Genomic DNA, 23,686 nt, shown 5'->3' on the forward strand with positions numbered 1-23,686 from the left:
CACTAATTTCGTATCATTTTCTTTCTGGATTAAAAGAAATTATATCATGAGAATAGAATTGCCATGTCGGGCCAACATTTATACAGAAACAAAAACGTTATGCAGATCTAAAGCAGTAAAAACGTGTACTTTACATTCAGTGGCACGGTCCGACACCTACCGAGGATAAAAAAATGAAACTCCGTGTTCTTTCACTCATGATCCCTGCTTTAATGGTGGCAGGATCAGCAAGTGCGGCAGAAGTTTATAATAAAGATGGTAATAAACTGGACCTGTACGGTTTAGTTGATGGTTTGCACTACTTCTCTAACGACAAAGGCTCAGACGGCGACCAGAGCTACATCCGCCTTGGTTTCAAAGGCGAAACTCAGATTACTGATCAACTGACCGGTTACGGCCAGTGGGAATATCAGGTTCAGGCTAACCAGGCTGAAAGCTCGGATGACGGTGACCGTGCATTTACCCGTTATGGTTTCGCCGGTCTGAAATTTGGTGACATGGGTTCATTCGACTACGGTCGTAACAACGGCGTGATGTATGACGTTGCCGCCTGGACTGACATGCAGCCTGAGTTCGATGGTTCTACTTACGGCGCTGACCAGTTCCTTTATCAGCGTACCAACGGCGTGGCTACTTACCGTAACGATAACTTCTTTGGTCTGGTCGATGGCCTGCATTTTGCCCTGCAATATCAGGGTAAAAACGACAGCGGTGGCGGTGAACCAGGTACCCGTGATGTGCTGACACAGAACGGCGACGGTTACGGTATGTCCCTGAGCTACGATATTGGCGCGGGCGTCAGCGTAGCGGGTGCGTTCTTCAACTCTGACCGTACTGACGAACAAAACTCCGCACCAAATATCATGGGCGACGGTAAAAAAGCGGAAGGCTACACCGGTGGTCTGAAATATGACGCCAATAACGTCTATCTGGCTGCGATGTTCACCCAGGCTTACAACGCTTCCCGTTTCGGTTCTACCGATTCAGAAGCTTACGGTTATGCTAACGAATCCCAGGCATTTGAAGCCTACGCCAGTTACCAGTTCGATTTTGGTCTGCGTCCGTTCGTAGCCTATAACCAAACCCGTGGTAAGGATTTAGGTTCAGACCGTCTGGGTAATAACTATCAGGATCAGGATCTGGTTAAATTTGTTGACCTGGGTGCGACTTACTACTTCAACAAAAATATGTCAGCCTATGTCGACTATAAAATTAACCTGATCGACAGCAGCACCTTCACAGACAACGCCGGTATCAATACCGACGATGTGACTGCGGTAGGCCTGGTGTATCAGTTCTAAGCGTGCCTTTCTCAGACACAGAATAGCGCGTTGCTTTAACAGTAAAGAACAGCAGTAAACAGCACGTTCTTCAGGAACGCGGCCTGAGAGGGCCGCGTTTTTTGTGGGCACAATTTGGCGTGAGAATGCTGTAAAACACCGCTATGGTGTTCAGGTGAATTTCTTACCCAGACCGAGGTGCTTATGTCCGTTAAACCGCCGTTACCGCCATTTACCCGCGAAAGCGCAATCGAAAAAGTGCGTCTGGCAGAAGATGCCTGGAACAGTCGCGATCCGCACAGAGTCAGCCAGGTTTACTCGGCGGATACTGTCTGGCGTAACCGCAGCGAGTTTGTGCACGGGCAGGACGCCGTGGTGAGCTTCCTGCAGCGTAAATGGGCCAGAGAACTGGAGTATCGCCTGATTAAAGAGCTGTGGGCGTTTGACGGGGCGCGGATCGCCGTGCGTTTTGCTTATGAATGGCGGGATGATTCGGGCAACTGGTTCCGCAGTTTTGGCAATGAAAACTGGGAATTCAATGAGCAGGGGCTGATGTTTGCCCGTCACGCCTGCATCAATGATCTGCCGATTCAGGAAAGCGAACGACAGTACCACTGGCCTTTGGGGCGCAGGCCGGACGAACATCCGGGCCTGAGTGATTTCGGTTTCTGACAGCCTCAGGCTGATTTCTGGTGGATCAGATGCAGCGGGGGAGACACATCGAGTTTGATGTCAGGGTTCTGGCGGAATTCATGTGGCGTTATGTTGAAACGCTTGCGGAACATGTAAGTGAAATGCGATTGCGAACCGAAGCCGAAATCCATCGCGATATCAAAAATCGGCGTTTCACTGCTGCTCAGTTGATAAACAGCACTGGCCAGACGGCGTTCCCGGATGTACTTCCCCAGAGAAATGCCGGTTGATTCTTTGAACAGTTTTTGCATGTGCCAGAGCGAATAGCCTGAATACTCAGCCAGTTCTTCAAGGTGGATCACACGACCCAGATGGCCTTCAATCCATTTGCTGAGTGCGCAGACGATAGCGATATGAATGTCTTGAGCCATAACCAGTCTGTATTAAGGTTGAATACCGCTATTATACACGAGTTCGTCAGGTTGGCGTGGCAGGTGTTGCTCAGAGATGTTCAGCGTCCCGGCGGACAATAATGGCCCGGTGGGCAGGACTGTTGTAATGACAGCCTGACGGGCCATGTTTTAACGCAACAGGATCCAGTGGATTAACCGGGCGATGCCATCGTCCACCACCACCATCCCGACGAGAATAAGAACAATCAAAATCACGAAGTTCTTACCGGTTGGCAAAATGATGTCTCCCTTTATCCCTTTTCAGGGAACGGAACTCAGTTACCACGGGCCGCTGCCCTGCATATTCAGGGCAATAACCCCCAGACAAACCGCGACAAATATCAAAAATACGATAAGAAGCCGTTTCATTCTTTTTCTTACAGAGCCTACGCTCTTCCTCCACAATGTGTCAGCCAGCAATTTCTTCAGCCAATAAACACTGCGAACGTTAACCGCTTATTTCGGTGAGATCCAGTCTGTCAGAAATGTTTAATGATTTTGATCGCGTTCGCTTAACCATCGGTGGCCGGGCGACGCACCAACTCGGTTTTCTGCCCGTCATTAATCACCGTCGTTGGTGGCGTTTCCGGCACCAGCGCATCCGGCGCTATGTTCATATGATTGAGGACTTCGCCCATAATATGTCCAAAAATCGGGCCAGCCACCGACCCGCCAAAGTGCTTGCCCGCTTGTGGATTATTGACCATCACCACCAGCGCAACGCGCGGATTACTCGCGGGCGCAACACCGGCGGTGTAGTTAATGTAACCACCGTCGTATTTGCCACTGCTCCCCATTTTTTCCGCTGTACCGGTTTTAATCGCCAGACGGTATCCCGGCACTGCAGCGCTGAGGCCTGAGCCGCCGGGTAATGCATCACTTTCCATCATATGAATCACTGTTCTGACCACGTCAGCCGACATTACGCGGGTACCGAGCACCGGCGGTGTGACTTTGGTTATCGACAGCGGACGGTAAATACCTTCCGCCCCAATCGTGGCGTATTCACGGGCGATTTGCAGTGGCGTTACACGCAGGCCGTAGCCAAAGGAAAAGGTCGCTCGTTCGATATCGGCCCAGCGGTCGCGGTGGAGTGGGAAATAGCCACTGCTTTCGCCACCGATACCCAAATCTGTCGGTTTGCCTAAACCAAAGGATTGATACAGCTGAACCAGAACGTTGGCCGGCATTGCCAGCGCAATATGCGAAACTGCAATGTCACTGGATTTTTGCAAGATACCGGTGATGGTCAGCGCAGGCCAATGGCCGACATCGCGGATCAGGTGGCCGTTAACGGTGTACGGATGGGTATCGAGAACGGAATCCGGGCGGATCATATGCCGGTTCAGACCTGCCATTACCACCAGCGGTTTGACTGTCGAACCGGGTTCGAAACTGTCGCTGATTGCCACATTGCGCATGTCTTTTGCCTGAACACCGGCATAGTTATTCGGGTTATAGGAAGGGTAGGACGCCATCCCTAAAATCTCACCGGTGTTCACATCCACCAGAACAGCCGCGCCGGATTCGGCCTGGTTAAGCGTAACGCCATCGCGCAGCCGCGAGTACAAGACGTACTGCATAAAGCTGTCGATACTCAGATTGATGGTCGGCGGCTGTTGCGGTGCGACTTCTTTCAGAATACCGATCACATTGCCATGGCGATCCTGACGGTACTCGCGCATGCCAGGTTTGCCCTGTAGCAGGGCATTAAAACCTTTTTCGACGCCTGTCAGACCTTCATTATCCGTCCCGACGACACCGACCAGATTGGCGGCGGCTTCGCTCATCGGGTAGTAACGGCTGTCATCCAGCTGACTGCTGATGCCGCCAAGGTGCAGCTGACTGATATCTGCGGCGATACCTTCTTCTATTTTGCGCCCGAGATAAACGAAGCGGCGCTGAGGATCGCTGGTGATGGTTTGCTGTAGTTGTGAGAGTGGCATATTCAGCGCGGAAGCCAGATATTGCCACTTCGGGCTGTTCAGATCACTGTGCAGTTCCAGTACACGGAACGGGTCGGCGATAATATCTTTTGAAGCGACACTCAGCGCCAGCGGATGGCCGTTACGATCGACAATGGTGCCGCGCCCGGCAGGGATAACCGTGGAGCGCAACGAGCGGGAATCGGCTTCTTTTTCCAGCATCGGCTGGTTAAGCAATTGCAGGTAGCCCACCCGGCCGAGCAGAAGCGCCAGACAACAGACAATACCGAGACAAATCAGCGCAAAGCGCTTGGTGTAGAAATTAGGTTGGGCGCTGGGTTTTTTTAGGCTCGGTGGCATGGCAGTTTCGCAAAGTCATTGGCGCATGTGAAGCGAAAAGCGAAGGTGCGGAGAACAACTTACCGGATGAAAATAGCCCGGTTTGTCCCTCATTATGTGCAACTCATCGCTCTGATTGATAATGAATTTCGTATAACATGCACATCTTATATTAAGCCATAGCGATGGATTGTTTATTTCAATTGCGCTTTGTAAGCAAGTGCAACGGCAAAGCGGATTATTTACTCCACGGCGAGCCAGTCATCGGCTTCTTCGAACATTTCCTCTAGCATTTGGTTTAATTGCGAACGTTCCTGCTTGCTGGCGCCGTGGGTATTCAGGCCATTAGCCTGCATCGGTTTCACTTTGACTTCAGCGTCAGGAAACAACCGGTGTACCCGTTTAACCAGTTCCGCTTCAATTTTTTTGCTGGCATCAGGGATGCCGGCGACATTCCGTTTGTCAAAAATCAGTTCGACCCGCATAGCTTTCCTCATAAAAGACAGGGAGAAATAACTGTTGAAATATACAGTGTTATCCGCGCGGGTCCAAGCAATTTTTAGTGTGTTATCTGCATCACGCCGCGCCCGCTGAGACGCTGACGATCGTGAGGGCGACGCAGGTCCAGTTCCGGGCCTGCCGGAACGATACCCGTCGGGTTCAGCCACAAAATACCGTAATAACCTTGTTTGATATGCGTCAGGTTCACCGTATCGCTGATCCCCGGCCACTGATAAAGTTCGCGCAAGTAATGGGATAAATTCGGATAATCTTCAATACGGCGAATATTACATTTGAATGCCCCATGATAGGCGCTGTCGAAACGCACCAGTGTGACGAACAGCCGCCAGTCGGCTTCGGTAATACATTCACCGGCAATGTAGCGGTGGTGGTGTAAATGCGTCTCAAGGGTATCCAGCGTACTGAAAAGTTGGGTTACGGCGGCGCTATAGCTGTCCTGCGTTTTTGCAAAACCCGTCTTATACACGCCGTTGTTAACGTCGTGATAAATCACCTCGTTCCAGCGGTCAATGTCTTCGCGCAGGGCAGCAGGGTAGAAGTCATCCTGATTGCCGGTCAGTGCATCAAACGCATGGTTAAGGATGCGGATAATATCAGCTGATTCATTATTGATGATGCGCCCTTCGCGGCGGTCCCACAGCACGGGCACGGAGACTTTGCCGGTGTAGTGTGCATCGCTGGCGGTGTAGAGTTGATGTACATAACGCACCGGCTCAATCTTTTCGCCTGCATCCTGCGGCGTATCAAACGTCCAGCCATTTTCACCAATCACCGGCTGAGCAATGGATACCTGAATGAATTTTTCCAGCCCTTTCAGATGGCGAAAAATTAACGTGCGCGAGGCCCACGGGCACAAGTAAGAGACGAAAAGCTGATAGCGTCCGGCTTCAGGCTCAAGATGTGTCTGGCGAAACGCCGTTTCCTGACGATGAAATGCGCCGTTTTTAATTTCTTCTTTTGCGACGTCGCCGCTTACCCATTGTCCGTTGACCAGTCCCGACACGATAGTGGCTCTCCGCGCTGTGTTTATAAGGTGATTAGGATGTATGAACCTACCGTAGCGGTTTCCGGCGGTGCTATAAACGACATTATTTTCAAGAAGAAGGTCAAATAATTTGACGGGGGATGCGGGCGTGGTGCCATTAAAAAAGCCAACCGCTCAGGGTTGGCTTTCATCATTTCGGTTAATGGCGAACGTCAGTTTGCCAGGAAGCGTTTTTCATCTGTCAGCACCTGAAGCAGCAAGCTAAGTTCTGGTTTCTGATCTTTAATCCGCTTGCCGTTAATATCAAAGGCGCGGTAATCACCGTTACTTTCCAGTTCCAGCGTCTGGTCTGGCGTGGTGATCACCAGCGTACCGTCGTCGCTGGTGGTGACCCAGTTATGGCGTCGCTTCGCGGCGAACAAATCTTCGCCCTGCGAGTAATCAGCCGGAGCTGTCGTCACATGCAACAGGCGTTGCATCAGCGTAGTCATCACATCCGCATTATCTGTCAGTTTATCGATATTCTGCGCGGGTGTACCTGGCCAGTGAATAATCAGCGGAACCTGTAACTGGCGACGGTTCATCGCATTGCCTGAACCCCAGGTACCGTTCTCGTTAAATTCAATACCGTGTGAAGCGGTAATGACGACCACCGTTTTATCCAGCTCCCCGCGATCTTTTAACGCCTGCAGGATAGCTTTGATTTGCGAATCCACATTCGCTGCACCGTTCTGATAACGATGAATAAAGGTATTACCGGTCGGCACACTGGCCCCGTCCTGACGCAATGCGTTACTGATCCCGCTCAGACTCAGGTAGGAGAACCACGGACCGTTGCCAGGTCCGTTCAGCCATTGTTGCCACTGATAAACGGTTTGTTGATCAGTCTGTTTGACCGGCGGCGGCAAGGTAAAATCGGTCAGTAATGCCTGGCGATACAACGGGCTGTTAAAACCGTCTGAGGCAAATAAACCGAATTCGTAACCTTGTTGCTCCAGTGACGATACCAGTGCAGAAGGTTTACGCGCCGCCAGAATGCCCTGCATATAGCTCGGTGAAATCCCATAGAACAGGCCGAACAGCCCGGTGTCATTACGGTTTCCGGAACTAAAATGCTGATCAAAACGAATGTTATGTTTGGCAAAATCGCTCAGCGTGGGCAGATCTTTATCCAGCGTGTCGGTATGGACACCATCTAGCACCACCATCAGCAAATTATACTTCGAACCGGTTTTCGCGAAGCTGATGGTGTTCAGCGGATATTCGACTGCCAGCGCTTCGGGATTGCCTTGTTCGATCAGCCGCTTCTGGTATTCCTCGGCATTGAGCAGGCCGTGTTTCTCAAGGAATTTACGTGCTGTCATCGGGTAGGAAAGTGGCAGATTCGCACGCTGCATGGTGATCGGACGATAGAAATTCGCATCTGCCCAGATGTACATCAGATGTGAAGCAAAGAAACTGGCTATAAACAGAACGACAATCGGTTTGGCGAAATTGCGGCGGTTCAGGCTGCGTAACTTTTGCCATGCCCAGGTACCAAACAGCATTTCGAGCAGGAATATTACCGGCACAGCAATAAACATCAGCTGCCAGTCACGGGCCATCTCACCCTGACCGGGATTGACCACCAGCTCCCACACGACCGGATTAATGTGCAGGTGGAAACGGGTAAAGACTTCGGTATCGACCAGAAGCAGTGTCAGTCCGGCAGTAGCCAGAATAGCGGATAAGAACCGCAGCAGCCGTTGCGACATCACCACGAAGGTGAGCGGGAAGATGATCAGTAAATATGTCGAGAAACCGATAAAACTGAAATGCCCAAGCCAGCTGACCAGCGCGTAAATGCGCCCCTGCAATGAAGAAGGCCAGTCAGAAACAAACAGGTAGCGGCTGCCGATCCCAAGGATGAGCAGGATATTAAACAGGGCGAACCAGTGGCCCCAGCTGATCATCTGGGATACTTTTTCGCGATAGCGCTGACGATTTGTCACCATGAGAGGTATTGGGCAAGTTGTGGATTAATGGGCTTTATCTTCTCTTATCGACGCTTGCAACGCTTTCGCAAAAGACTGCGACAAGGCTTTGCGCTGTGCAGGAGCGACGCTGGTATTAATCAGGTTTGTCACCATATTGCCCAGAACCATCAGAGACAAATCTGTCGGGGCGCGGTGTTTTTCCAGAACGGTTGCCAGCTCGGAAAGGAGCTGTTCAACGTGTTCGTCACTGTAACGGGATGATTGTGCCATAGAGTATTGTGCTTCTTGATCTGACAAAGTCCAATATCTTAGCGTATCACGCCTCTGTTTTCCGCATTTTTATAACTGAGTTAACGTTGTTGTATTGATTGTATCTATTAATCTTTATTTCAGCCTTCGCGATAGTTGCGGCCCCGGCGCTTCGGTGTTTGAATACGCCCCGCAGATCAACCCTTCTTACACGGCTGCAATTCTTACAGGAGAAAATCCCCATGAGTCTGGATCTTGAGCAGATCGCTCTGCACCAGTTGAACAAACGTGATGAGCAAACGCTGGATGTTGTGCTGCGTGATACGCTCCTGACGCCCAATGCTGCCGTTGATGAAATGATGGCAGAACTGCACCGCGTCTACAGTGCAAAAAGCAAAGCGTACGGTTTGTTCAATGAAGACAGCGAACTGGCGGTGGCATTACGCAGCTGCCGCAAAGGGGACGATGATTTTCTTTCATTCAGTCGCGCCGCCACCGGCCGTCTGCGTGACGAACTGGCGAAATACCCGTTTGCTGAAGGCGGCGTGGTACTTTTCTGTCATTATCGTTTTCTGGCGGTTGAATATCTGCTGGTCGCCGTACTCAACAGCCGCAGCAGTATGCGCGTCAATGAACAACTGGATGTCAGCAGCATTCATTATCTTGACATCAATCATGCCGATATTGTGGCGCGTATCGATCTGACCGAATGGGAAACCAATCCGGAATCGACCCGTTATCTGACTTTCCTGAAAGGCCGGGTAGGGCGCAAAGTCTCAGACTTCTTCATGGATTTTCTCGGTGCGTCCGAAGGTCTGGATACCAAGGCGCAGAACCGTGGCTTGTTGCAGGCAGTTGACGACTTTTGTAGCGAAGCGCAGCTCGATAAAAACGAGCGTCAGAACTACCGTCAGCAGGTTTATACCTATTGCAACGAACAGTTACAGGCTGGCGAAGAGATCGCGCTCGATGATTTGTCCGAAGAGTTGCCGCCGTGGAATGACAAGAAGTTTAAAGAGTTTACCCAGGAGCAGGGTTATCAGCTGGAAGAAACTTTCCCGGCCGATCGCAGCACTTTGCGTCAGCTGACTAAATTCGCCGGCAGCGGCGGCGGCCTGAGCATTAACTTTGATGCCATGCTGATGGGCGAACGTATTTTCTGGGATCCGGCCACGGATACGCTGACCATCAAAGGCACGCCGCCGAATTTGCGGGATCAGTTGCAGCGTAAAGCGGGTAATAAATAATCGCGCCCAATAAAAAACACCGCCTGGGCGGTGTTTTTTATTTGTTCTCGCACGGCGTCCCGATGCGCAACAACTTTTTACTCGTCATCCTTCACGTTGTTGCTGCGTTAGCTACGTTCGTTCACCTGAATCACTTACCCATGTAAGTTCATCAGGACTCACTCGCTTGCTACTTTGCTACAACCTGAATGATTTAGAGTAAAGTCGCGTTATTAAACGCGAACGAAGTCGATGTGAGCCAGTTTTGGCTTGAACGGGTGACGCTGTACAGCCTGAACTTTAACTTTGGTTTCTTGACCGTCGATAACCAGAGTAATAGCTTCAGAGTAGAACTCCGCTTTAACTTCCAGGTTCTTTACAGAATCATGGTCCAGTTTGATAGAAACCGGAGCAGCTGAGCCACCGTAAACGATAGCTGGGAATTTGTTAGCTGTACGCAGGCGGCGGCTCGCACCTTTGCCCTGCTCGTCCTGTGGACGTACTTCTACATTGATAGTGATCATTGTATGTTTCTCTAATAGAACTACTTCTAAAATGTGCCCCGCCACCTGCGACCGAGTGACGAGTTGAGTACTGCGACTTCCACACAAGGCGAAAGCGGGCGGTATGATACCGGAGTCCGGGCGCAGCAACAACGAATAATTACCGGTTTGGTCATCCCTGTTACCCGCGCAGTTCATGAGCGCGCCGGTAGCGGCCTTCATAATCAAATATTTTCTCCCGCACCTGCCAGAACTGGCCTTTCATACGCGCGACCACAAAATCCGGATGACGCAATAACACCTGCTGCGCGGCAACATCCGCTGCGCTATTCCATTCCAGCGGTACGCCCGGTGCGCGCTGGTGCGGGCGCAGGAAGTTATGCAGAAACGCCATGCGTTGTGCAGGCGTTTGCAGACGAAAGCGCTCCGAAACGTCAGCGCCGTCCTCATCGTAATAGGTAATTTTCAGCCATTCGCCTTTGTCATCGCGTCCGTGTTCCAGATTCATACCACCGCAGCGTAAGACCAGCGCATCTTTCAGGCGCAGCGCGGCTTTCAGCATATCATCGGGGTCGACCAGAATTTCCTGGCACTGATGACAGCGCCGTGCGGCGATATCATTTTCCGCGCCACAGTGCGGGCAGCTTTTAAAACGGAAGCGGAAATCACATTGCTCACGGTTGCCCTCATCATCTTCCAGTACGCCCTGACAGCGGCGGCCAAAATGCTCAATGATCGTGCCGTCTTCGGTGGTTTTTCCCCAGAAAATATTGGCGAAGCCGCAGGCCGGGCAAAACACCTGCACGGGTTTGTTATTGCCTGCCGGCTTATGGCTGCCCACTTCCGGTGTAAAAAGGTCGTGCGGGTTTCCGGCATAATCAAGGATCAGACAATCCGTTTTACCCGGTGCGAGCCGCAACCCGCGACCAACAATTTGCTGGTACAGGCTGATGGATTCTGTCGGACGCAGGATGGCGATAAGATCCACATGCGGCGCGTCAAAGCCGGTGGTCAGCACGGATACATTCACCAGATAGCGTAACTGCTGCGCTTTAAACGCCGTGATCAGCCGGTCCCGTTCCACCGCGTGGGTTTGTGCGCTGATCAGCGCCGCTTCCCCTGCGGGCAGCAGACCAAAAATCTCACCGGCATGTTCCACCGTGGAGGCAAAAATCATCACGCCTTTACGTTCTTGTGCGAATTCAACAATCTGGCTGATGATGTGCGGCGTGATACGTTTTTGTTGTCGCAGTTCATCATTCAGATCCGCTTCACTGAACAGACCATTACTGTTGGCCTGCAGGCGGCTGAAATCGTAACTGACCACCGGCATATCGAGCCGTTCGGGTGGCACCAGAAAGCCGTTTTTAATCATGTAACGCAACGGCAGTTCATAGATGCAGTCGCGGAACAGGCTGTTGGCATCACCGCGCACAATACCCTGATGGTGATACTGATAAATCCAGCCTTTGCCTAAACGGTAGGGCGTGGCGGTCAGGCCGAGCAATCGCAGGCGCGGGTTTTGCGCACTGAGATGACCGATAATCTGCTGATACTGACTGTTATCATCGTCGGAAATACGGTGGCATTCATCGATAATCAGCAGGGAAAATTCGCCACTGAATTCCGCCAGATTGGGCGCAACAGATTGCACGCTGCCAAACACCACTTTGCCGCTGCTTTGTTTCAGGTTCAGCCCGGCGGCGAAGATGTCCGCTTCCAGCCCGTAGGAAAGATATTTGCTGTGGTTTTGCGCCACCAGCTCTTTGACATGCGCGAGCACCAGTACACGTCCGCGGGCAACGCGCGCGAGTTCGGCAATCACCAGACTTTTTCCCGCACCGGTCGGCAGCACAATCACTGCCGGTTCGTCGTGCTGGCGGAAATGACGCAGCGTGGCATCCACGGCATCTTGCTGGTAGGGGCGGAGAGTAAAAGCAGTCACGCGATGATCACCTGTTGATTATTCCGTTAACTTACCTGTTTATAAAAACAGTAATGCAGTATGCCAAGAAATGCTGCCGATGGCGATGATCAAAGAAATCTCCCGCAGTGAATGTTTAGCCTGCTTATTTTCCTTCTTCCTTACAGGATGCACGGCTATACTATTGCCCTCAACGCGGCAGTGTTTCTGCCCCCCCGAAGTAATAATAACTCTTTGCAATTATTACGAACCGAACAACCCTGAACCCTGTCAGTTGCAGTATTGCGACGGCGGGGTCTTGTGTTTTATCAGTAACGCGATCACTCAGATCGCCATGAAGGCAAGTTGATCCAATGCGTCTGGACAAGTTTCTCTCTCAGCAATTAGGTGTAAGCCGCGCGCTGGTTTTGCGCGAACTGCGTAACAAACGTGTCACCGTAGACGGTGAAATCGTCAAAACCGGCTCAATGAAAATCAGCCCGGAACAACGTGTCGAGTTTGACGGCAATGTACTGGATCAAATCACCGGTCCGCGTTATTTCATGCTTAACAAACCGCAGGGATATGTGTGTTCCACCGATGATCCGGATCACCCGACCGTGCTGTATTTCCTCGAAGAACCCGTGGCCTACAAACTGCATGCGGCGGGCCGTCTGGATATCGACACCACCGGTCTGGTGCTGATGACCGACGACGGGCAATGGTCGCACCGCATCACCTCGCCGCGCCATCACTGCGAAAAAACTTATCTGGTAACGCTCGAACATCCGCTGGCTGACGACACCGCTGCGCAGTTTGAAGCGGGTGTGCAACTGCATAACGAAGATTCCCTGACCAAACCGGCGCAGCTTGAAAAAATCGAAGACTGTCTGGTGCGCCTGACTCTCAGCGAAGGCCGTTATCATCAGGTTAAACGTATGTTTGCTGCCGTGGGTAACCGCGTGGTTGCGCTGCACCGTGAGCGTATTGGTGAGATTGTGATGGATGAAGATTTGGAACCGGGTCAGTACCGGCCGTTAACTGAGCAGGAAGTGGCCAGCGTTGGCGTTCCCTCGCGATAGATTTTTCTATAACTGGAGCAGCTGAAAGTGCAAGAAAAACCGGTCTCCCATGTCGGACTGATTTTCATCCTGGGGTTGATATCGATGCTGATGCCTCTGGCTATCGATATGTATCTGCCAAGTATGCCCGTGATCGCTCAGGAATATGGCGTGCCGGCGGGCAGTGTGCAAATGACGCTCAGTGCTTACGTGCTGGGTTTTGCGATAGGGCAGCTGTTTTATGGCCCGATGGCGGACAGCCTTGGGCGTAAGCCGGTTATCTTCTGGGGCGTGATGATTTTTGCCGTCGCGGCCGGTGCCTGTGCACTGGCGCAATCCGTTGAGCAACTGGTCTGGATGCGTTTCCTGCACGGTCTGGCAGCCGCTGCCGCGAGTGTGGTCATTAACGCGCTGATGCGCGATATGTTCACAAAAGACGAATTCTCGCGAATGATGTCTTTTGTGGTACTGGTGATGACGGTAGCGCCGCTGCTGGCGCCAATGCTCGGTGGTTTGCTGATGGCTATTTTCAGCTGGCATGCCATTTTCTGGGCGATGGCGATTGCCGCGCTTATCGCCGCAACGCTGGTGGGTGTGTATATCAAAGAGACGCTGCCCAAAGAACGGCGGCAAAAATTCCACCTGCGCACCAGCGTCGGCAATTTTGCTTCCCTGTTCCGACACAAACGTGTGCTCAGTTATATGCTGGCGAGTGGTTTCTCATTTGCCGGAATGTTCTCTTTCCTCAGTGCCGGTCCGTTTGTCTACATCGAGCTCAATGGCGTTTCGCCGCAAAGTTTCGGCTTTTACTTTGCGCTGAACATCGTCGCTCTGGTGATTCTGACACTCATCAACAGCCGTAACGTACGCCGTACGGGTGCGGTAAAAATGTTCCGCTTCGGATTGTTTGTGCAACTGACGATGGGGATGTGGCTGGTGATCGTCTGTACCTTCGGATTGCCGTTCTGGGCGATGGTGATTGGTGTGGCGGGATACGTTGGTGTGATTGCGATGGTCACGTCTAACGCGATGGCGGTCATTATGGATGACTTCCCGCACATGGCGGGTACAGCCGCTTCTCTGGCCGGCACGATTCGTTTCGGCACCGGTGCGGCGATAGGTTCTGTGCTGTCACTGTTTACCGCGAAAAGCGCCTGGCCGATGGTTGGGTCGATGGCGTTCTGCATACTTGCCGCCACCTTGTTGTATCTCTATGCCAGCCGTCCGGTGAAAGTGGCTGCATAACGCCCTCCCCTGCGAAGGGGAGGGCCGGGGTGGAGTATCAAGGTCAAAACCGAAAAGGAAAAGTGTGGTTTGACAAGGTGTTAGCTCTTAAAATCCCCTCCCAACATCCCCCTTCGCAGGGAGAGGAGCAAAACCAAAACGGTCTTCTCTGCTTCATGTGGGAGCTTGAGTATTAAACCATTTCCGCTTTCACTCCCTGAACCCGTCGCGCCGCTTTAGCGCGGGCGTATTCATCTGCCATGGCTTTGGCTTTTGCCCCAGGCACGAGCGCCATATCGCACTCTTTTGGCAGCAACGTAGTGACCGCTGCGGCAATCAGCAAGGATGCCACCAGCGCGTAGATCGCGGTGCTCTGACCGTACAGGCTGACCAGCACGCCGACCAGATACGGACCGCAGAATCCGCCCAGATTCCCCAGACCATTTATCACACCACGCGCACTGCCTGCGACTTCCGGCGTGGTGACTTTGCCCGGAATCGTCCAGAAGGCGCTGGTTGCGGCTTGCAGGAAGAAACCGGCACCGACCAGGAAACCATATGCCGCCATGATGTTATGGTCGAATGCGACAGATGCCGCCAGACAGGCTGCGAAACCACACAGCGGCAGGGCGATGAACATACGGCGCTTACCGGTTTTATCCGACAGCACGGACATCGCCAGGATCCCCAACATAGTGCCCACGTAAGGGATAATCGCCAGCATACCCACTGAACTCATATCTCCGCCGGTCAGGTTTTTCAGAATGGTGGGCAGCCACAGGGTATAGCCGTAAATCCCGGTCTGATAGAAAAAATTAATAATGATCAGTTTGACGATAGACCGGTTACGGAACACTTCTTTCAGCGGGGCGTTATTCACCGGTGCCAGGGCTCTCAGGGCTTCGCGTTCTCGGTTCAGCTCGGTAATCAGATAGTCGCGTTCACGCTCAGACAGCCATTTCGCTTCTTCAGGCCGATCGCTGATGGTAAACCACCAGAACAGCATCACGACAAAAGATAATGCCCCTTCAATGATGAACAACCAGCGCCAGTCGAGCGTATCCAGAATAAAACCCGACAGCGGCGCGGTGATCATTCCGCCGAGCGGGGCGAACATCAGCACATAAGCATTGGCGCGGCCACGTTCTTTATCGGGGAACCAGTTACTGACCATCGTCAGCACGACCGGCAGCATCCCGCCTTCTGCCACACCCAGCGCAAAGCGCAGGAACAGCAGCTGATACTGATTCGTAATCACACCGGTCAGAATCGAAATAATTGCCCAGGCAACCAGAGAGCAGGCGATAAATTTTCGTCCGCTGCCATGTACTGCCAGACTGCCGCCCGGAACCTGCAGGAATAAATACCCGATAAAGAAAATACCGGCGGCCAGACCGGCCATTGAAGCGGTAATTCCTAATTCGGCATCCATGCCGCCAGGCATAGCAAAACTAATATTGACCCTGTCCATGAAGGAAATAATGCAAGCAATAAGAATTGGCGTTATTACGCGCAGCCAGCGTGCCTTAGGAATCTTATTATCCATTCTGTGCTCCTCGGTGATGCTCGTCATACTTCAGGCTACAGATGCGTTGTCCGCACCCGCTAACGCCGGTCACTGACTTGTTTCAGCTCCCGGGGATTAACGCTCTTGCCGCCTTCCTGTAATCTGAATTATTTAGAGCATGTTCAATGCGACGTTTTATTAAATATCTCGTCTTTCGGCGATGACTTAATAAAAGCATTTTGAGGAAAGTATTTCGTGACAGACGTCACGTTGAATTATGTTAAGAAAAGGTGTTACCACTTACGTGATCCTGCACCGGAGTTTGTGTGCAGGTCCGCAGGGGAGAAACAGAGGGGAAAGGAGAGTTAAATGGTGCCGCCGAGGGAGATCCGGTAATGCAAATCCACGCGTTCGATCGTCGGCAGGTTTCTGATTTTTTTAAGCAATATCTCCGCCACCACTTTCCCCATTTCAAAGCGCGGAGTGATAACGCTGGCTAATAATGGTGTGGTTGCCAGACCGATATCCAGCCCGTGAAAACCGGAAATGGCCATATCCTGCGGGACGCGGATCCCCAGTTTGATACATTCCTGTAACACGCCGACGGCAATATCGTCATTGGTACACAAAATCGCGTTGGTCTGCGGATATAACTGACGTGCCATGGCCAGCATGCCCGCACCGATAGATACCGACGACACTTTATTCGGCGTGATATGCACCGGCGTCAGTCCGCGTTCATTCATGGCGCGGCTGTAACCCTGATAACGCTTCTGGTCACGGGCGTCAGACATCGAACCGAAATACACCACATGTTCTTTGCCGCTGGCGAGCAAGGTATTCGCCATATCATAACCCGCCTGCTGATTATCAAAACCGACGGCGATGCGCCCGTGCGGGTCGTCGAGATCCATCACCTGGGCCACAGGAATTTCTGCCGCATTCAGGTATTTATCGGCTTTCAGCGTATGCACGGAATCAGTGAGGATCAATCCGGCCAGCTGATAACCGAGCAGATTGATGATGTGTTCTTCCTCGCGTTCTTTGCTGTAATCGTAATTGACTACCAGCGTCTGAAAGCCCTGCGCGGAAGTGACCGACTCAATGCCCGCCAGTAAGTCCGAGAAAATCTGGTTGTTAAACGACGGCACTAAAATGCCGATACGCGGTGCTCTGGCCGGTCCGCGGGCTTCTTCCAGCGGATATCCCACCTCTTCCATGACCTTCGTGATGCGATCACGGGTTTCAGGAGACACCTTTTCCGGCGTGCGCAGAAAACGGCTCACCGTCATCTTCGTGACATCCGCCAGTTGGGCGATGTCCTGTAATGTCACGCGCTGGTTTCTCATGCGGAAAGTTCCTGGTTGGGCCTGCAAATAGTCCTGATTATTGAAACAGAAAGTGCCGGAGATTGTTACCAAAATGATGATGATCACACCGGGAGTAACAGGGTTTTTTAACATTCCGGCAGGTGATCTGCATCACAGTTTAGCGCAGAGTAAACCGGTGTAGTGAAGCTAACTTTTTAAATCAGCATTCAATAAGGCCAACGTCATGACAAATCTCTTCTCACTGGATAATAAAAAGATTCTGATTACCGGCTCGACGCGCGGTCTGGGTTTCCTGCTGGCGAAAGGGCTGGCGCAGCACGGTGCAGAAATTATCATCAACGGCACCCAACAGGAATCAACGCAGAAGGCCGCTGAAGCCCTGCGGGCAGAGGGCTTTATTGCCCATGCGGTGTCGTTTGATGTCACCTGCAGTCAGGCGGTGAATCAGGCGATTGAGCATATCGAAAGCACCATCGGGCCCATTGATGTACTGATAAATAACGCCGGGATCCAGCGCCGCCATAAATTCACCGAGTTTCCGGAAAAAGACTGGGACGATGTCATTGCCGTGAATCAGAAATCCGTATTTCTGGTGTCGCAGGCGGTGGCGCGTTACATGATCCCGCGCGGGCGCGGCAAAATCATTAATATCGGTTCGATGCAAAGCGAACTGGGGCGTGACACCATTACACCTTATGCGGCATCGAAAGGCGCGGTAAAAATGCTGACCCGCGGCATGTGCGTTGAGCTGGCGCGCTACAATATTCAGGTGAACGGAATCGCGCCGGGTTATTTCAAAACCGACATGACACAGGCGCTGGTAGACAACAAAGAATTCTCAGAATGGCTGTGCAAACGCACACCGGCCGCACGTTGGGGCAATCCGGAAGAGCTGGTCGGCGGTGCAGTCTATCTGTCATCCAAAGCCTCTGATTTCGTCAACGGACATCTGCTGTTTATTGATGGCGGTATGCTGGCCGCTGTGTAGAAGGAGCTGATATGAGCACTGAAGACACCAAAATTGCATTAGTGACAGGCGGCGGGAGCGGCATCGGGTTAAGTGCTGCAAAAGCGCTGGAAGCTATCGGATTTAAAGTGATACTGGCCGGGCGTAATCAGGCAAAACTGGAGCAGGCTGTGTCGTTGTTTGCGCCGGGACAGGCGGTAGCCCGTGAGCTGGATGTGACCCGTCCGCAATCGGTCGCCGCACTGTTTGAGGATATTCAGGAAACCTTCGGACGACTGGATTTGTTATTCAATAATGCCGGTAATAACGTGAAGGATGTGCCCATTGACGAACTGCCGGTAGAAGACTGGCTGTCGGTGATCAATACCAATCTGACCGGTGCATTTTTGTGTACGCAGGCGGCGGTTAAGCTGATGAAACGCCAGTCGCCGCAGGGCGGGCGTATCATTAACAACGGTTCGATTTCGGCGCAGTCACCGAGGCCGAATTCCGCACCCTATACTGCCAGTAAACATGCGATCACCGGCCTGACGAAATCCACCGCGCTGGACGGACGTGCCTTTAATATTGCCTGCGGACAAATTGATATCGGCAATGCAGCAACGGATATGGGGAATAAAGCGCTGGCAGGCAGGATGCAGGCGGACGGACATATTGCTGAAGAACCGGTTATCCCGGTGGAACGCGTCGGCGAGGCCGTGGCGTTTATGGCCGGTTTGCCGCTCGACACCAACGTACTGACCATGACCGTGATGGCAAGTGCCATGCCGCTGGTGGGAAGAGGGTAGTTTTAGCCTCCTTTCTGCCGTTCGGACCCAAAAAAACGGCCCTTTTGGGCCGTTTTGCGTTTCAGTCTGCGGATTACGCCACTTTCGTTTTGCGTTTCCGGCCGAGCCAGAAAATCAGCACCAGCAGTACAATCACCCCGGCCACCATCGCCGGCGCCATGAACGGCTGTAGTTTTGCCAGCAATGTGACCGGGCCGCCGGCGCGTAACACCGCGACATCGTGCGCACTGACCTGAATGGCTGCGTTACCGTAGTTCTTTAGCACGTAGTTGGAGATGTCAGCAATCTGCTGATCATCGAGCTGACCGACATACGAACCCACGCCAAATTTCGGCATCAGCACATGGTGGTCACCGACCTGACGATCCACGCCGTAAAGGATGGCTGAAATCAGGTTCGACGCATTGCCCATGCCGGTCGCGGTATTATTGAACAGCGACGGATAAGCCTGATTTTCACTGCCTGAGCCATCCGGCTGATGACAACTGGCGCAATAACCACTGAACAACGCTGCGCCGTTGTCGATGGTTTTATTCGCATTAAACGGATGTGCGCCGCGTAAACCTTCTTCCACATTCACCGGTTTACCGAAGGTGTCCGCCGCCTGCGTATCACGCGGGTCGCGAACCGGCGTGCTGTTTTTCAGGTAGAAGGCGATCGCGTTCAGGTCGCTGTCCGACATGTATTGCAGGCTGTTCTGAACGGCTTCTGCCATACCGCCCGCAGCCTGGTTTTTCCCGGCGGTGCGGCCGGTTTTCAGGTATTCCACCAGCTGAGCCTGCGACCAGTTGCCAATACCGCTGACCGGATCCGAACTGATATTGGGGGCATACCACGGGCCGACCATGCCGCCTGCCAGCGGTTGATCGGTCACAGAACCCATCATCAGGTTACGTGGCGTATGACAGGTATCGCAGTGACCGGCACCGTTGACCAGATACGCACCGCGGTTCCATTGCTCACTTTTCGATGTATCCGGCTTAAACGGCGTGCTGTCGAGATACATCATGTTCCAGCCCGCCATGGCAATACGCATGCTGAACGGGAACGGCAGGGCGGTTTCAACATTCGGTTGCTCGACCGGCTTTACCCCTTGCAGGAAGTAAACATACAGCGCGTGCATGTCGGCATCGCTCATATGGCTGTAAGAGGTATAAGGCATGGCCGGATAAAGATTGGCACCATCAGGACGAACGCCTTCACGCACTGCGCGGACGAACTGTTCTTCAGTATAGTTGCCGATACCGAACTGCTTCGATGGCGTAATGTTGGTGGTATAAATCGTGCCCATCGGTGAGTGGATTTCATAACCACCGGCAAAAGGTTTTCCCCCTTCCGGCGCAGTGTGACAGGCCTGACAGTCAGCTGCTGTGGCCACTTCCTGGCCCTGATGGATCAGCGCAGCCTGGGTTTCATCTGCCGTGGCGCAGGCGGTAAAGCCTGCGGAGGCGGCGCTCAGCAGGCAGACGGTGAGAAGTGTCTTCATGCGGCACCTGCCAGTTTTTTCGCCATGTCATCGGCGGCTTTAAGACCCAGCGCAGCCATGGTCAGCGTACTGTTTACCACACTGGAAGACGGGATCGCACCGCCGCCCGGTAACCACAGGTTAGCGTGGTCATGTGTACGACAGTTGCCGTTCACCACGGAATCCTTCGGATCACTGCCCATGATGGTGCCGCCCATAATGTGGTTATTAGCATTCAGGCTGGTAGTGATATTAAATTCTTCGGCCATAAACAGGGAACCGATATGCTCGAGTTGTTTATGAGCGGCTTCTGCGCCTTTACGCACGTAATCCCCGACATCGTAATGAATGTCCGGGCAAGGTAAACCGTGGGGATCTTTACGTGTGGTGCTGAGTGTCAGGCGGTTATCCGGATCCGGTAACGGCTCAAGGCTGATGGAAAGATCTACGCCGAAAATCGCACGACGGCGGATCTCTTCATCCAGCTCTTTACCCACCAGCCCCATCTGCAACGCTTTGGACGTTGCCGGGATCACACGGCTGATATTGTTGAGGATCATTTTGTTGGCGGAATAATCTTTGCGGAAATCGCCGTCACGCGGCCCTACCAGACAACTGCTCTGCGCCGGGCCACGACCAATCCACAGCGGCTCTTTGGCGATAAAGGTACAGTGGAAACCGGAGTGATCCATCATGTTACGACCCACATGATCAGACGAATTAGCAATACCGTTCGGGTTTTTTTCGTTGGCGGCCATTAGCAACAGACGCGGTGTCTCGATACCATTACAGGCCAGCGCGAAGACTTTACCGGTCGCTTTATGCGATTTCTTCTGATTATCCAGCCAGTGAACAGCCGTTACATTGTTGTTTTCATCGGTGTCAATTTTGTAGACCACCGCTTCAGCCAGAACCACGGCACCTTTGTTCTCAGCGCGTTCGACGTGCGCAATTCCGTTATACATTGCACCAATCGGGCAAATCGGCTGACAGTTATTATTACCACAACACGTCGGACGGCCATTCCACGGGCGGGTGCTGCGACCTTGCGGAATAGGCACGGAGCGGTAACCGTGCGGATTCACGATTTCAGCAAAACGGGTATCGCCGTAACCATAAGGCACCTGCTCCATCGGATAGGGTTTGCTGCGCTCAGACGGTGACTGCAACTCGGGGTCATTCGGGCCGGCAACGCCAATCTCTTCTTCAGCGCGGCAGTAATAAGGTTCAAGTTCATCATAAGAAATTGGCCAGTCACGACCCACGCCGTACAAGGTTTTCATTTTGAAATCGTTGGGAACATGACGCCAGCAGGACGCGGCCCAGTGCCAGGTGGTGCCACCAACAGTGCGCAGATAACCCTGTTTGAAACTGCTGGCGCTTGGCCCGGTCAGATGGACGTAGTTATTTTCCGGGAAATACAGTGGTGCGGGCGCTTTTTCAGACTGCGGATAAAGCCCCTGGAAATCAGAACCGGCCCGGTTTTCAAAGGGCATATTGCGCCAGTTTTCAACGGCCTGAGCACGTTCAATGCGCAAACCCGCTTCCAGTACCAGAACAGAATATCCCTGGCTGACCAGCTGATCGGCAATCATGCCGCCTACGATGCCGGAACCGACAACAATCACATCAGCAGACGCATCGCCGTCTGCCGTAAATTCTGGTTTTTTCATCAGGCTTTGCTCACAACATTTGTTTCAGAAGGATGGGAAAAACGATCTGCATTCATGGATTCCGGCATGGCTGCGGCAGGAGGCGCTGCGGTGAAGTACAGCGGACCGTTACCGCAGTATGTAGGCACAATCAGGCCGTCACTGACCGGGCGATACATCAGCGCGTCTTTATAGGCAATCAAAATGGAATCGGTTCCATGTCCAACCGTGCCAGTGTACCAGGCGGTAACGATGCGGGTCACCAGTTCACCAAGGCCATTCTGTTTCGCCACTTCCTGCAAATCTTTTGCCGCCTGGCCCGGTTTCACCAGCGCATGTAACTTGCTGACCTGCGCAGGGAAGTCAGGTTGTGAGCGGTAAAAAGCGTTGAAAATCTGCGCAGAAGAACCCTCGCTGATATTCCTGTGCTCAGTGATGGCCTGTGAGACCAGATAGAACTGGCCGAAGATGACCGGATCCTGTGTGGCGGTTTCTTTCTCCGCCTGGCTCAGGAACGGGAAGCCGAGCAGGGTCGTTGCCACCATGGCTGATGTCAGACCTTTTAGAAGTTCTCGACGACTGAAACCGGTTCCATTTTCGGTGGTGTTGCTTCCAATGATTGAAGGATCGTTTTCCATCTCTTTCTCGCTGGGAATGGGTTTTTGCCAAAAGGCAGGGAGTTCACTTATCTGGTTTTTATTATAATTTGCGTAACACGAGATTTATCAGCGGGTTAAGTTCTGCTGATGTCGGTCCCGGTAGGGTATACCATTTATAACGGTGCGGATGATAAGCCAGAGAAGAGGGATTTGTGCAAACAAATTGTGCTGATTAATTAACATTAGATCCAGATTTTAACGTATGATGCGCGACGCTAAAAAATGTAACCATCTGGTTCATTTCAAAGTGAAATTAACCATCGCCTCGTTACGTTTGGTCGTTCTTATTTTTCTATCCTTTTGATGTATATGAAGTTATTGCATAAAGATGAAGATATTGACTGCCTGATTTGTATATTAAATGTAAATAAATAAGTAACGGAAAGTAGCATCAAATGATTAAAATGGTTGTGAATAAAGGCAGAAAAGGTTACAAATAAGCCAAAATGAGATCTGCATCTCAGTATGTCCGGGAGCAGAGATAAAAATAACGACAGTTTGTCATTTTGTATCCAATAACGTTAATTTAATGTTAATTATTTGAGCGTTGAGTGGGCAAAGTGCCGCCTGTCGGCTATAACTTAAACAGTGCTGTTGTAGCTATTTTGTAAAAACATGATGTAAATGATTTGCATGAATCATTGTCTGGGGAACCACGTGAATAATATCCAACTTTCGGTAGTACATCGTTTGCCGCAAAGTTATCGCTGGTTATCAGGTTTTACGGGGATTAAAGTTGAACCGATTCCGCTGCCTGGTAATGATGAAGATAACAATCTGATCGGCCTTAAATTACTCAGTCATGAAGGTGAATTCGCCTGGCAGGTGATGCATCAGCTGACCGAGGCTTTGGAAGATATACAGGTTAAAGCGGCGATTGTAGAAATCGACGGTGAGCCTTGTTTATTCGTTCATCGGGAAGATGAAAGTGCAACGCTCTGTTGCCTGAAAAATATCGGCGCAGCCATCGCAGAATCTGTGACTGCACTTTATCCTTTTTGACACGCCGGCATCATAATGCATTCCGGCGTCTTCTCCC

21 protein-coding genes are annotated in these 23,686 nt (G+C 52.1%); 8 read left to right on the forward strand and 13 right to left on the reverse strand.

Annotation, left to right across the window (positions count from 1 at the left end; genetic code table 11):
- Positions 1-173 precede the first annotated feature (173 nt).
- On the forward strand, positions 174-1,301 hold the full coding sequence (ompC, locus tag J1785_RS20720) for a porin OmpC (protein ID WP_129952365.1): 1,128 nt from the start codon (positions 174-176) through the stop codon (positions 1,299-1,301).
- Between the two features lie 183 nt (positions 1,302-1,484).
- Entirely contained in the window at positions 1,485-1,952 is a 468-nt protein-coding gene (locus J1785_RS20725) for a nuclear transport factor 2 family protein (RefSeq protein ID WP_129952366.1), read from the forward strand.
- 5 nt (positions 1,953-1,957) lie between these two features.
- Here the strand turns inward: J1785_RS20725 and J1785_RS20730 are convergent, their stop codons facing one another.
- The 6 genes from J1785_RS20730 to J1785_RS20755 all read right to left on the reverse strand — a co-directional run bounded on the left by J1785_RS20730 (position 1,958) and on the right by J1785_RS20755 (position 8,382).
- On the reverse strand, positions 1,958-2,344 hold the full coding sequence (locus J1785_RS20730; protein ID WP_013574628.1) for a helix-turn-helix domain-containing protein: 387 nt from the start codon (positions 2,342-2,344) through the stop codon (positions 1,958-1,960).
- Positions 2,345-2,877: 533 nt separating this feature from the next.
- Positions 2,878-4,650 carry a penicillin-binding transpeptidase domain-containing protein gene (locus tag J1785_RS20735; RefSeq protein WP_217220481.1) on the reverse strand — a complete coding sequence of 591 codons (1,773 nt, stop codon included), beginning with the start codon at positions 4,648-4,650 and terminating at the stop codon, positions 2,878-2,880.
- 221 nt (positions 4,651-4,871) lie between these two features.
- Positions 4,872-5,114 carry a DinI family protein gene (locus J1785_RS20740; protein WP_129952368.1) on the reverse strand — a complete coding sequence of 81 codons (243 nt, stop codon included), beginning with the start codon at positions 5,112-5,114 and terminating at the stop codon, positions 4,872-4,874.
- 74 nt (positions 5,115-5,188) lie between these two features.
- The gene (locus J1785_RS20745; protein ID WP_129952369.1) at positions 5,189-6,154 is read right to left on the reverse strand and encodes a glutathione S-transferase family protein; all 966 of its coding nucleotides are present in this window, start codon (positions 6,152-6,154) and stop codon (positions 5,189-5,191) included.
- Positions 6,155-6,348: 194 nt separating this feature from the next.
- The gene (gene yejM / locus J1785_RS20750) at positions 6,349-8,130 is read right to left on the reverse strand and encodes an LPS biosynthesis-modulating metalloenzyme YejM (RefSeq protein WP_129952370.1); all 1,782 of its coding nucleotides are present in this window, start codon (positions 8,128-8,130) and stop codon (positions 6,349-6,351) included.
- 24 nt (positions 8,131-8,154) lie between these two features.
- Positions 8,155-8,382, reverse strand: a complete 228-nt coding sequence (locus tag J1785_RS20755) for a YejL family protein (protein WP_015696497.1) — start codon at positions 8,380-8,382, stop codon at positions 8,155-8,157.
- Positions 8,383-8,603: 221 nt separating this feature from the next.
- On the opposite strand from J1785_RS20755, the gene yejK reads away from it, so the two are divergent.
- Positions 8,604-9,608 (forward strand): nucleoid-associated protein YejK, encoded by a 1,005-nt coding sequence (yejK, locus tag J1785_RS20760; protein ID WP_129952371.1) that lies wholly within the window; start codon positions 8,604-8,606, stop codon positions 9,606-9,608.
- A gap of 212 nt (positions 9,609-9,820) precedes the next feature.
- On the opposite strand, the gene rplY is transcribed toward yejK, so the two are convergent.
- Together rplY and radD are read right to left on the reverse strand one after the other, a co-directional pair.
- On the reverse strand, positions 9,821-10,111 hold the full coding sequence (gene rplY, locus J1785_RS20765) for a 50S ribosomal protein L25 (protein WP_129952372.1): 291 nt from the start codon (positions 10,109-10,111) through the stop codon (positions 9,821-9,823).
- Between the two features lie 160 nt (positions 10,112-10,271).
- Positions 10,272-12,035, reverse strand: coding sequence for a DNA repair helicase RadD (radD, locus tag J1785_RS20770; protein WP_217220482.1), 1,764 nt, complete (start codon positions 12,033-12,035; stop codon positions 10,272-10,274).
- Between the two features lie 332 nt (positions 12,036-12,367).
- Between radD and rsuA the strand changes: the two genes are divergently transcribed.
- The gene (gene rsuA, locus J1785_RS20775) at positions 12,368-13,075 is read left to right on the forward strand and encodes a 16S rRNA pseudouridine(516) synthase RsuA (RefSeq protein ID WP_013574637.1); all 708 of its coding nucleotides are present in this window, start codon (positions 12,368-12,370) and stop codon (positions 13,073-13,075) included.
- 27 nt (positions 13,076-13,102) lie between these two features.
- Complete coding sequence (locus tag J1785_RS20780; RefSeq protein ID WP_129952374.1) at positions 13,103-14,299, forward strand: Bcr/CflA family multidrug efflux MFS transporter; 1,197 nt, start codon at positions 13,103-13,105, stop codon at positions 14,297-14,299.
- A 172-nt stretch (positions 14,300-14,471) separates the two neighbouring features.
- On the opposite strand, the gene J1785_RS20785 is transcribed toward J1785_RS20780, so the two are convergent.
- Together J1785_RS20785 and J1785_RS20790 are read right to left on the reverse strand one after the other, a co-directional pair.
- Positions 14,472-15,824 (reverse strand): MFS transporter, encoded by a 1,353-nt coding sequence (locus J1785_RS20785; protein WP_217220484.1) that lies wholly within the window; start codon positions 15,822-15,824, stop codon positions 14,472-14,474.
- Between the two features lie 326 nt (positions 15,825-16,150).
- The gene (locus J1785_RS20790) at positions 16,151-17,134 is read right to left on the reverse strand and encodes a LacI family DNA-binding transcriptional regulator (protein ID WP_217158815.1); all 984 of its coding nucleotides are present in this window, start codon (positions 17,132-17,134) and stop codon (positions 16,151-16,153) included.
- A gap of 205 nt (positions 17,135-17,339) precedes the next feature.
- On the opposite strand from J1785_RS20790, the gene idnO reads away from it, so the two are divergent.
- Both idnO and J1785_RS20800 read left to right on the forward strand, forming a co-directional pair.
- Positions 17,340-18,104 (forward strand): gluconate 5-dehydrogenase, encoded by a 765-nt coding sequence (gene idnO / locus J1785_RS20795; RefSeq protein ID WP_217220487.1) that lies wholly within the window; start codon positions 17,340-17,342, stop codon positions 18,102-18,104.
- Positions 18,105-18,115: 11 nt separating this feature from the next.
- Positions 18,116-18,871, forward strand: coding sequence for an SDR family oxidoreductase (locus tag J1785_RS20800; RefSeq protein WP_129952378.1), 756 nt, complete (start codon positions 18,116-18,118; stop codon positions 18,869-18,871).
- A 73-nt stretch (positions 18,872-18,944) separates the two neighbouring features.
- Here the strand turns inward: J1785_RS20800 and J1785_RS20805 are convergent, their stop codons facing one another.
- From J1785_RS20805 to J1785_RS20815, 3 genes are read right to left on the reverse strand one after another with little or no spacing between them, the layout of a single operon-like run.
- Entirely contained in the window at positions 18,945-20,357 is a 1,413-nt protein-coding gene (locus J1785_RS20805) for a c-type cytochrome (protein ID WP_217220490.1), read from the reverse strand.
- On the reverse strand, positions 20,354-22,009 hold the full coding sequence (locus J1785_RS20810) for a GMC family oxidoreductase (protein ID WP_129952380.1): 1,656 nt from the start codon (positions 22,007-22,009) through the stop codon (positions 20,354-20,356). The genes J1785_RS20805 and J1785_RS20810 overlap by 4 nt, the downstream gene beginning before the upstream one ends.
- On the reverse strand, positions 22,009-22,626 hold the full coding sequence (locus tag J1785_RS20815; RefSeq protein WP_217220493.1) for a sorbitol dehydrogenase family protein: 618 nt from the start codon (positions 22,624-22,626) through the stop codon (positions 22,009-22,011). The genes J1785_RS20810 and J1785_RS20815 overlap by 1 nt, the downstream gene beginning before the upstream one ends.
- Positions 22,627-23,304: 678 nt before the next feature.
- On the opposite strand from J1785_RS20815, the gene J1785_RS20820 reads away from it, so the two are divergent.
- The gene (locus J1785_RS20820) at positions 23,305-23,649 is read left to right on the forward strand and encodes a YejG family protein (protein WP_129952382.1); all 345 of its coding nucleotides are present in this window, start codon (positions 23,305-23,307) and stop codon (positions 23,647-23,649) included.
- The last annotated feature ends 37 nt before the right edge of the window (positions 23,650-23,686 follow it).

The organism is Rahnella perminowiae (assembly GCF_019049755.1).
Taxonomy (GTDB): domain Bacteria; phylum Pseudomonadota; class Gammaproteobacteria; order Enterobacterales; family Enterobacteriaceae; genus Rahnella; species Rahnella perminowiae.

What these genes read in the sequence shown, in the direction of transcription:
- ompC (WP_129952365.1), top strand. Translation starts at nt 174, where the DNA reads ATGAAACTCCGTGTTCTTTCACTCATGATCCCTGCTTTAATGGTGGCA.
- J1785_RS20725 (WP_129952366.1), top strand. Translation starts at nt 1,485, where the DNA reads ATGTCCGTTAAACCGCCGTTACCGCCATTTACCCGCGAAAGCGCAATC.
- J1785_RS20730 (WP_013574628.1), bottom strand. Translation starts at nt 2,344, where the DNA reads ATGGCTCAAGACATTCATATCGCTATCGTCTGCGCACTCAGCAAATGG.
- J1785_RS20735 (WP_217220481.1), bottom strand. Translation starts at nt 4,650, where the DNA reads ATGCCACCGAGCCTAAAAAAACCCAGCGCCCAACCTAATTTCTACACC.
- J1785_RS20740 (WP_129952368.1), bottom strand. Translation starts at nt 5,114, where the DNA reads ATGCGGGTCGAACTGATTTTTGACAAACGGAATGTCGCCGGCATCCCT.
- yejM (WP_129952370.1), bottom strand. Translation starts at nt 8,130, where the DNA reads ATGGTGACAAATCGTCAGCGCTATCGCGAAAAAGTATCCCAGATGATC.
- J1785_RS20755 (WP_015696497.1), bottom strand. Translation starts at nt 8,382, where the DNA reads ATGGCACAATCATCCCGTTACAGTGACGAACACGTTGAACAGCTCCTT.
- yejK (WP_129952371.1), top strand. Translation starts at nt 8,604, where the DNA reads ATGAGTCTGGATCTTGAGCAGATCGCTCTGCACCAGTTGAACAAACGT.
- rplY (WP_129952372.1), bottom strand. Translation starts at nt 10,111, where the DNA reads ATGATCACTATCAATGTAGAAGTACGTCCACAGGACGAGCAGGGCAAA.
- rsuA (WP_013574637.1), top strand. Translation starts at nt 12,368, where the DNA reads ATGCGTCTGGACAAGTTTCTCTCTCAGCAATTAGGTGTAAGCCGCGCG.
- J1785_RS20785 (WP_217220484.1), bottom strand. Translation starts at nt 15,824, where the DNA reads ATGGATAATAAGATTCCTAAGGCACGCTGGCTGCGCGTAATAACGCCA.
- J1785_RS20790 (WP_217158815.1), bottom strand. Translation starts at nt 17,134, where the DNA reads ATGAGAAACCAGCGCGTGACATTACAGGACATCGCCCAACTGGCGGAT.
- idnO (WP_217220487.1), top strand. Translation starts at nt 17,340, where the DNA reads ATGACAAATCTCTTCTCACTGGATAATAAAAAGATTCTGATTACCGGC.
- J1785_RS20800 (WP_129952378.1), top strand. Translation starts at nt 18,116, where the DNA reads ATGAGCACTGAAGACACCAAAATTGCATTAGTGACAGGCGGCGGGAGC.
- J1785_RS20805 (WP_217220490.1), bottom strand. Translation starts at nt 20,357, where the DNA reads ATGAAGACACTTCTCACCGTCTGCCTGCTGAGCGCCGCCTCCGCAGGC.
- J1785_RS20810 (WP_129952380.1), bottom strand. Translation starts at nt 22,009, where the DNA reads ATGAAAAAACCAGAATTTACGGCAGACGGCGATGCGTCTGCTGATGTG.
- J1785_RS20815 (WP_217220493.1), bottom strand. Translation starts at nt 22,626, where the DNA reads ATGGAAAACGATCCTTCAATCATTGGAAGCAACACCACCGAAAATGGA.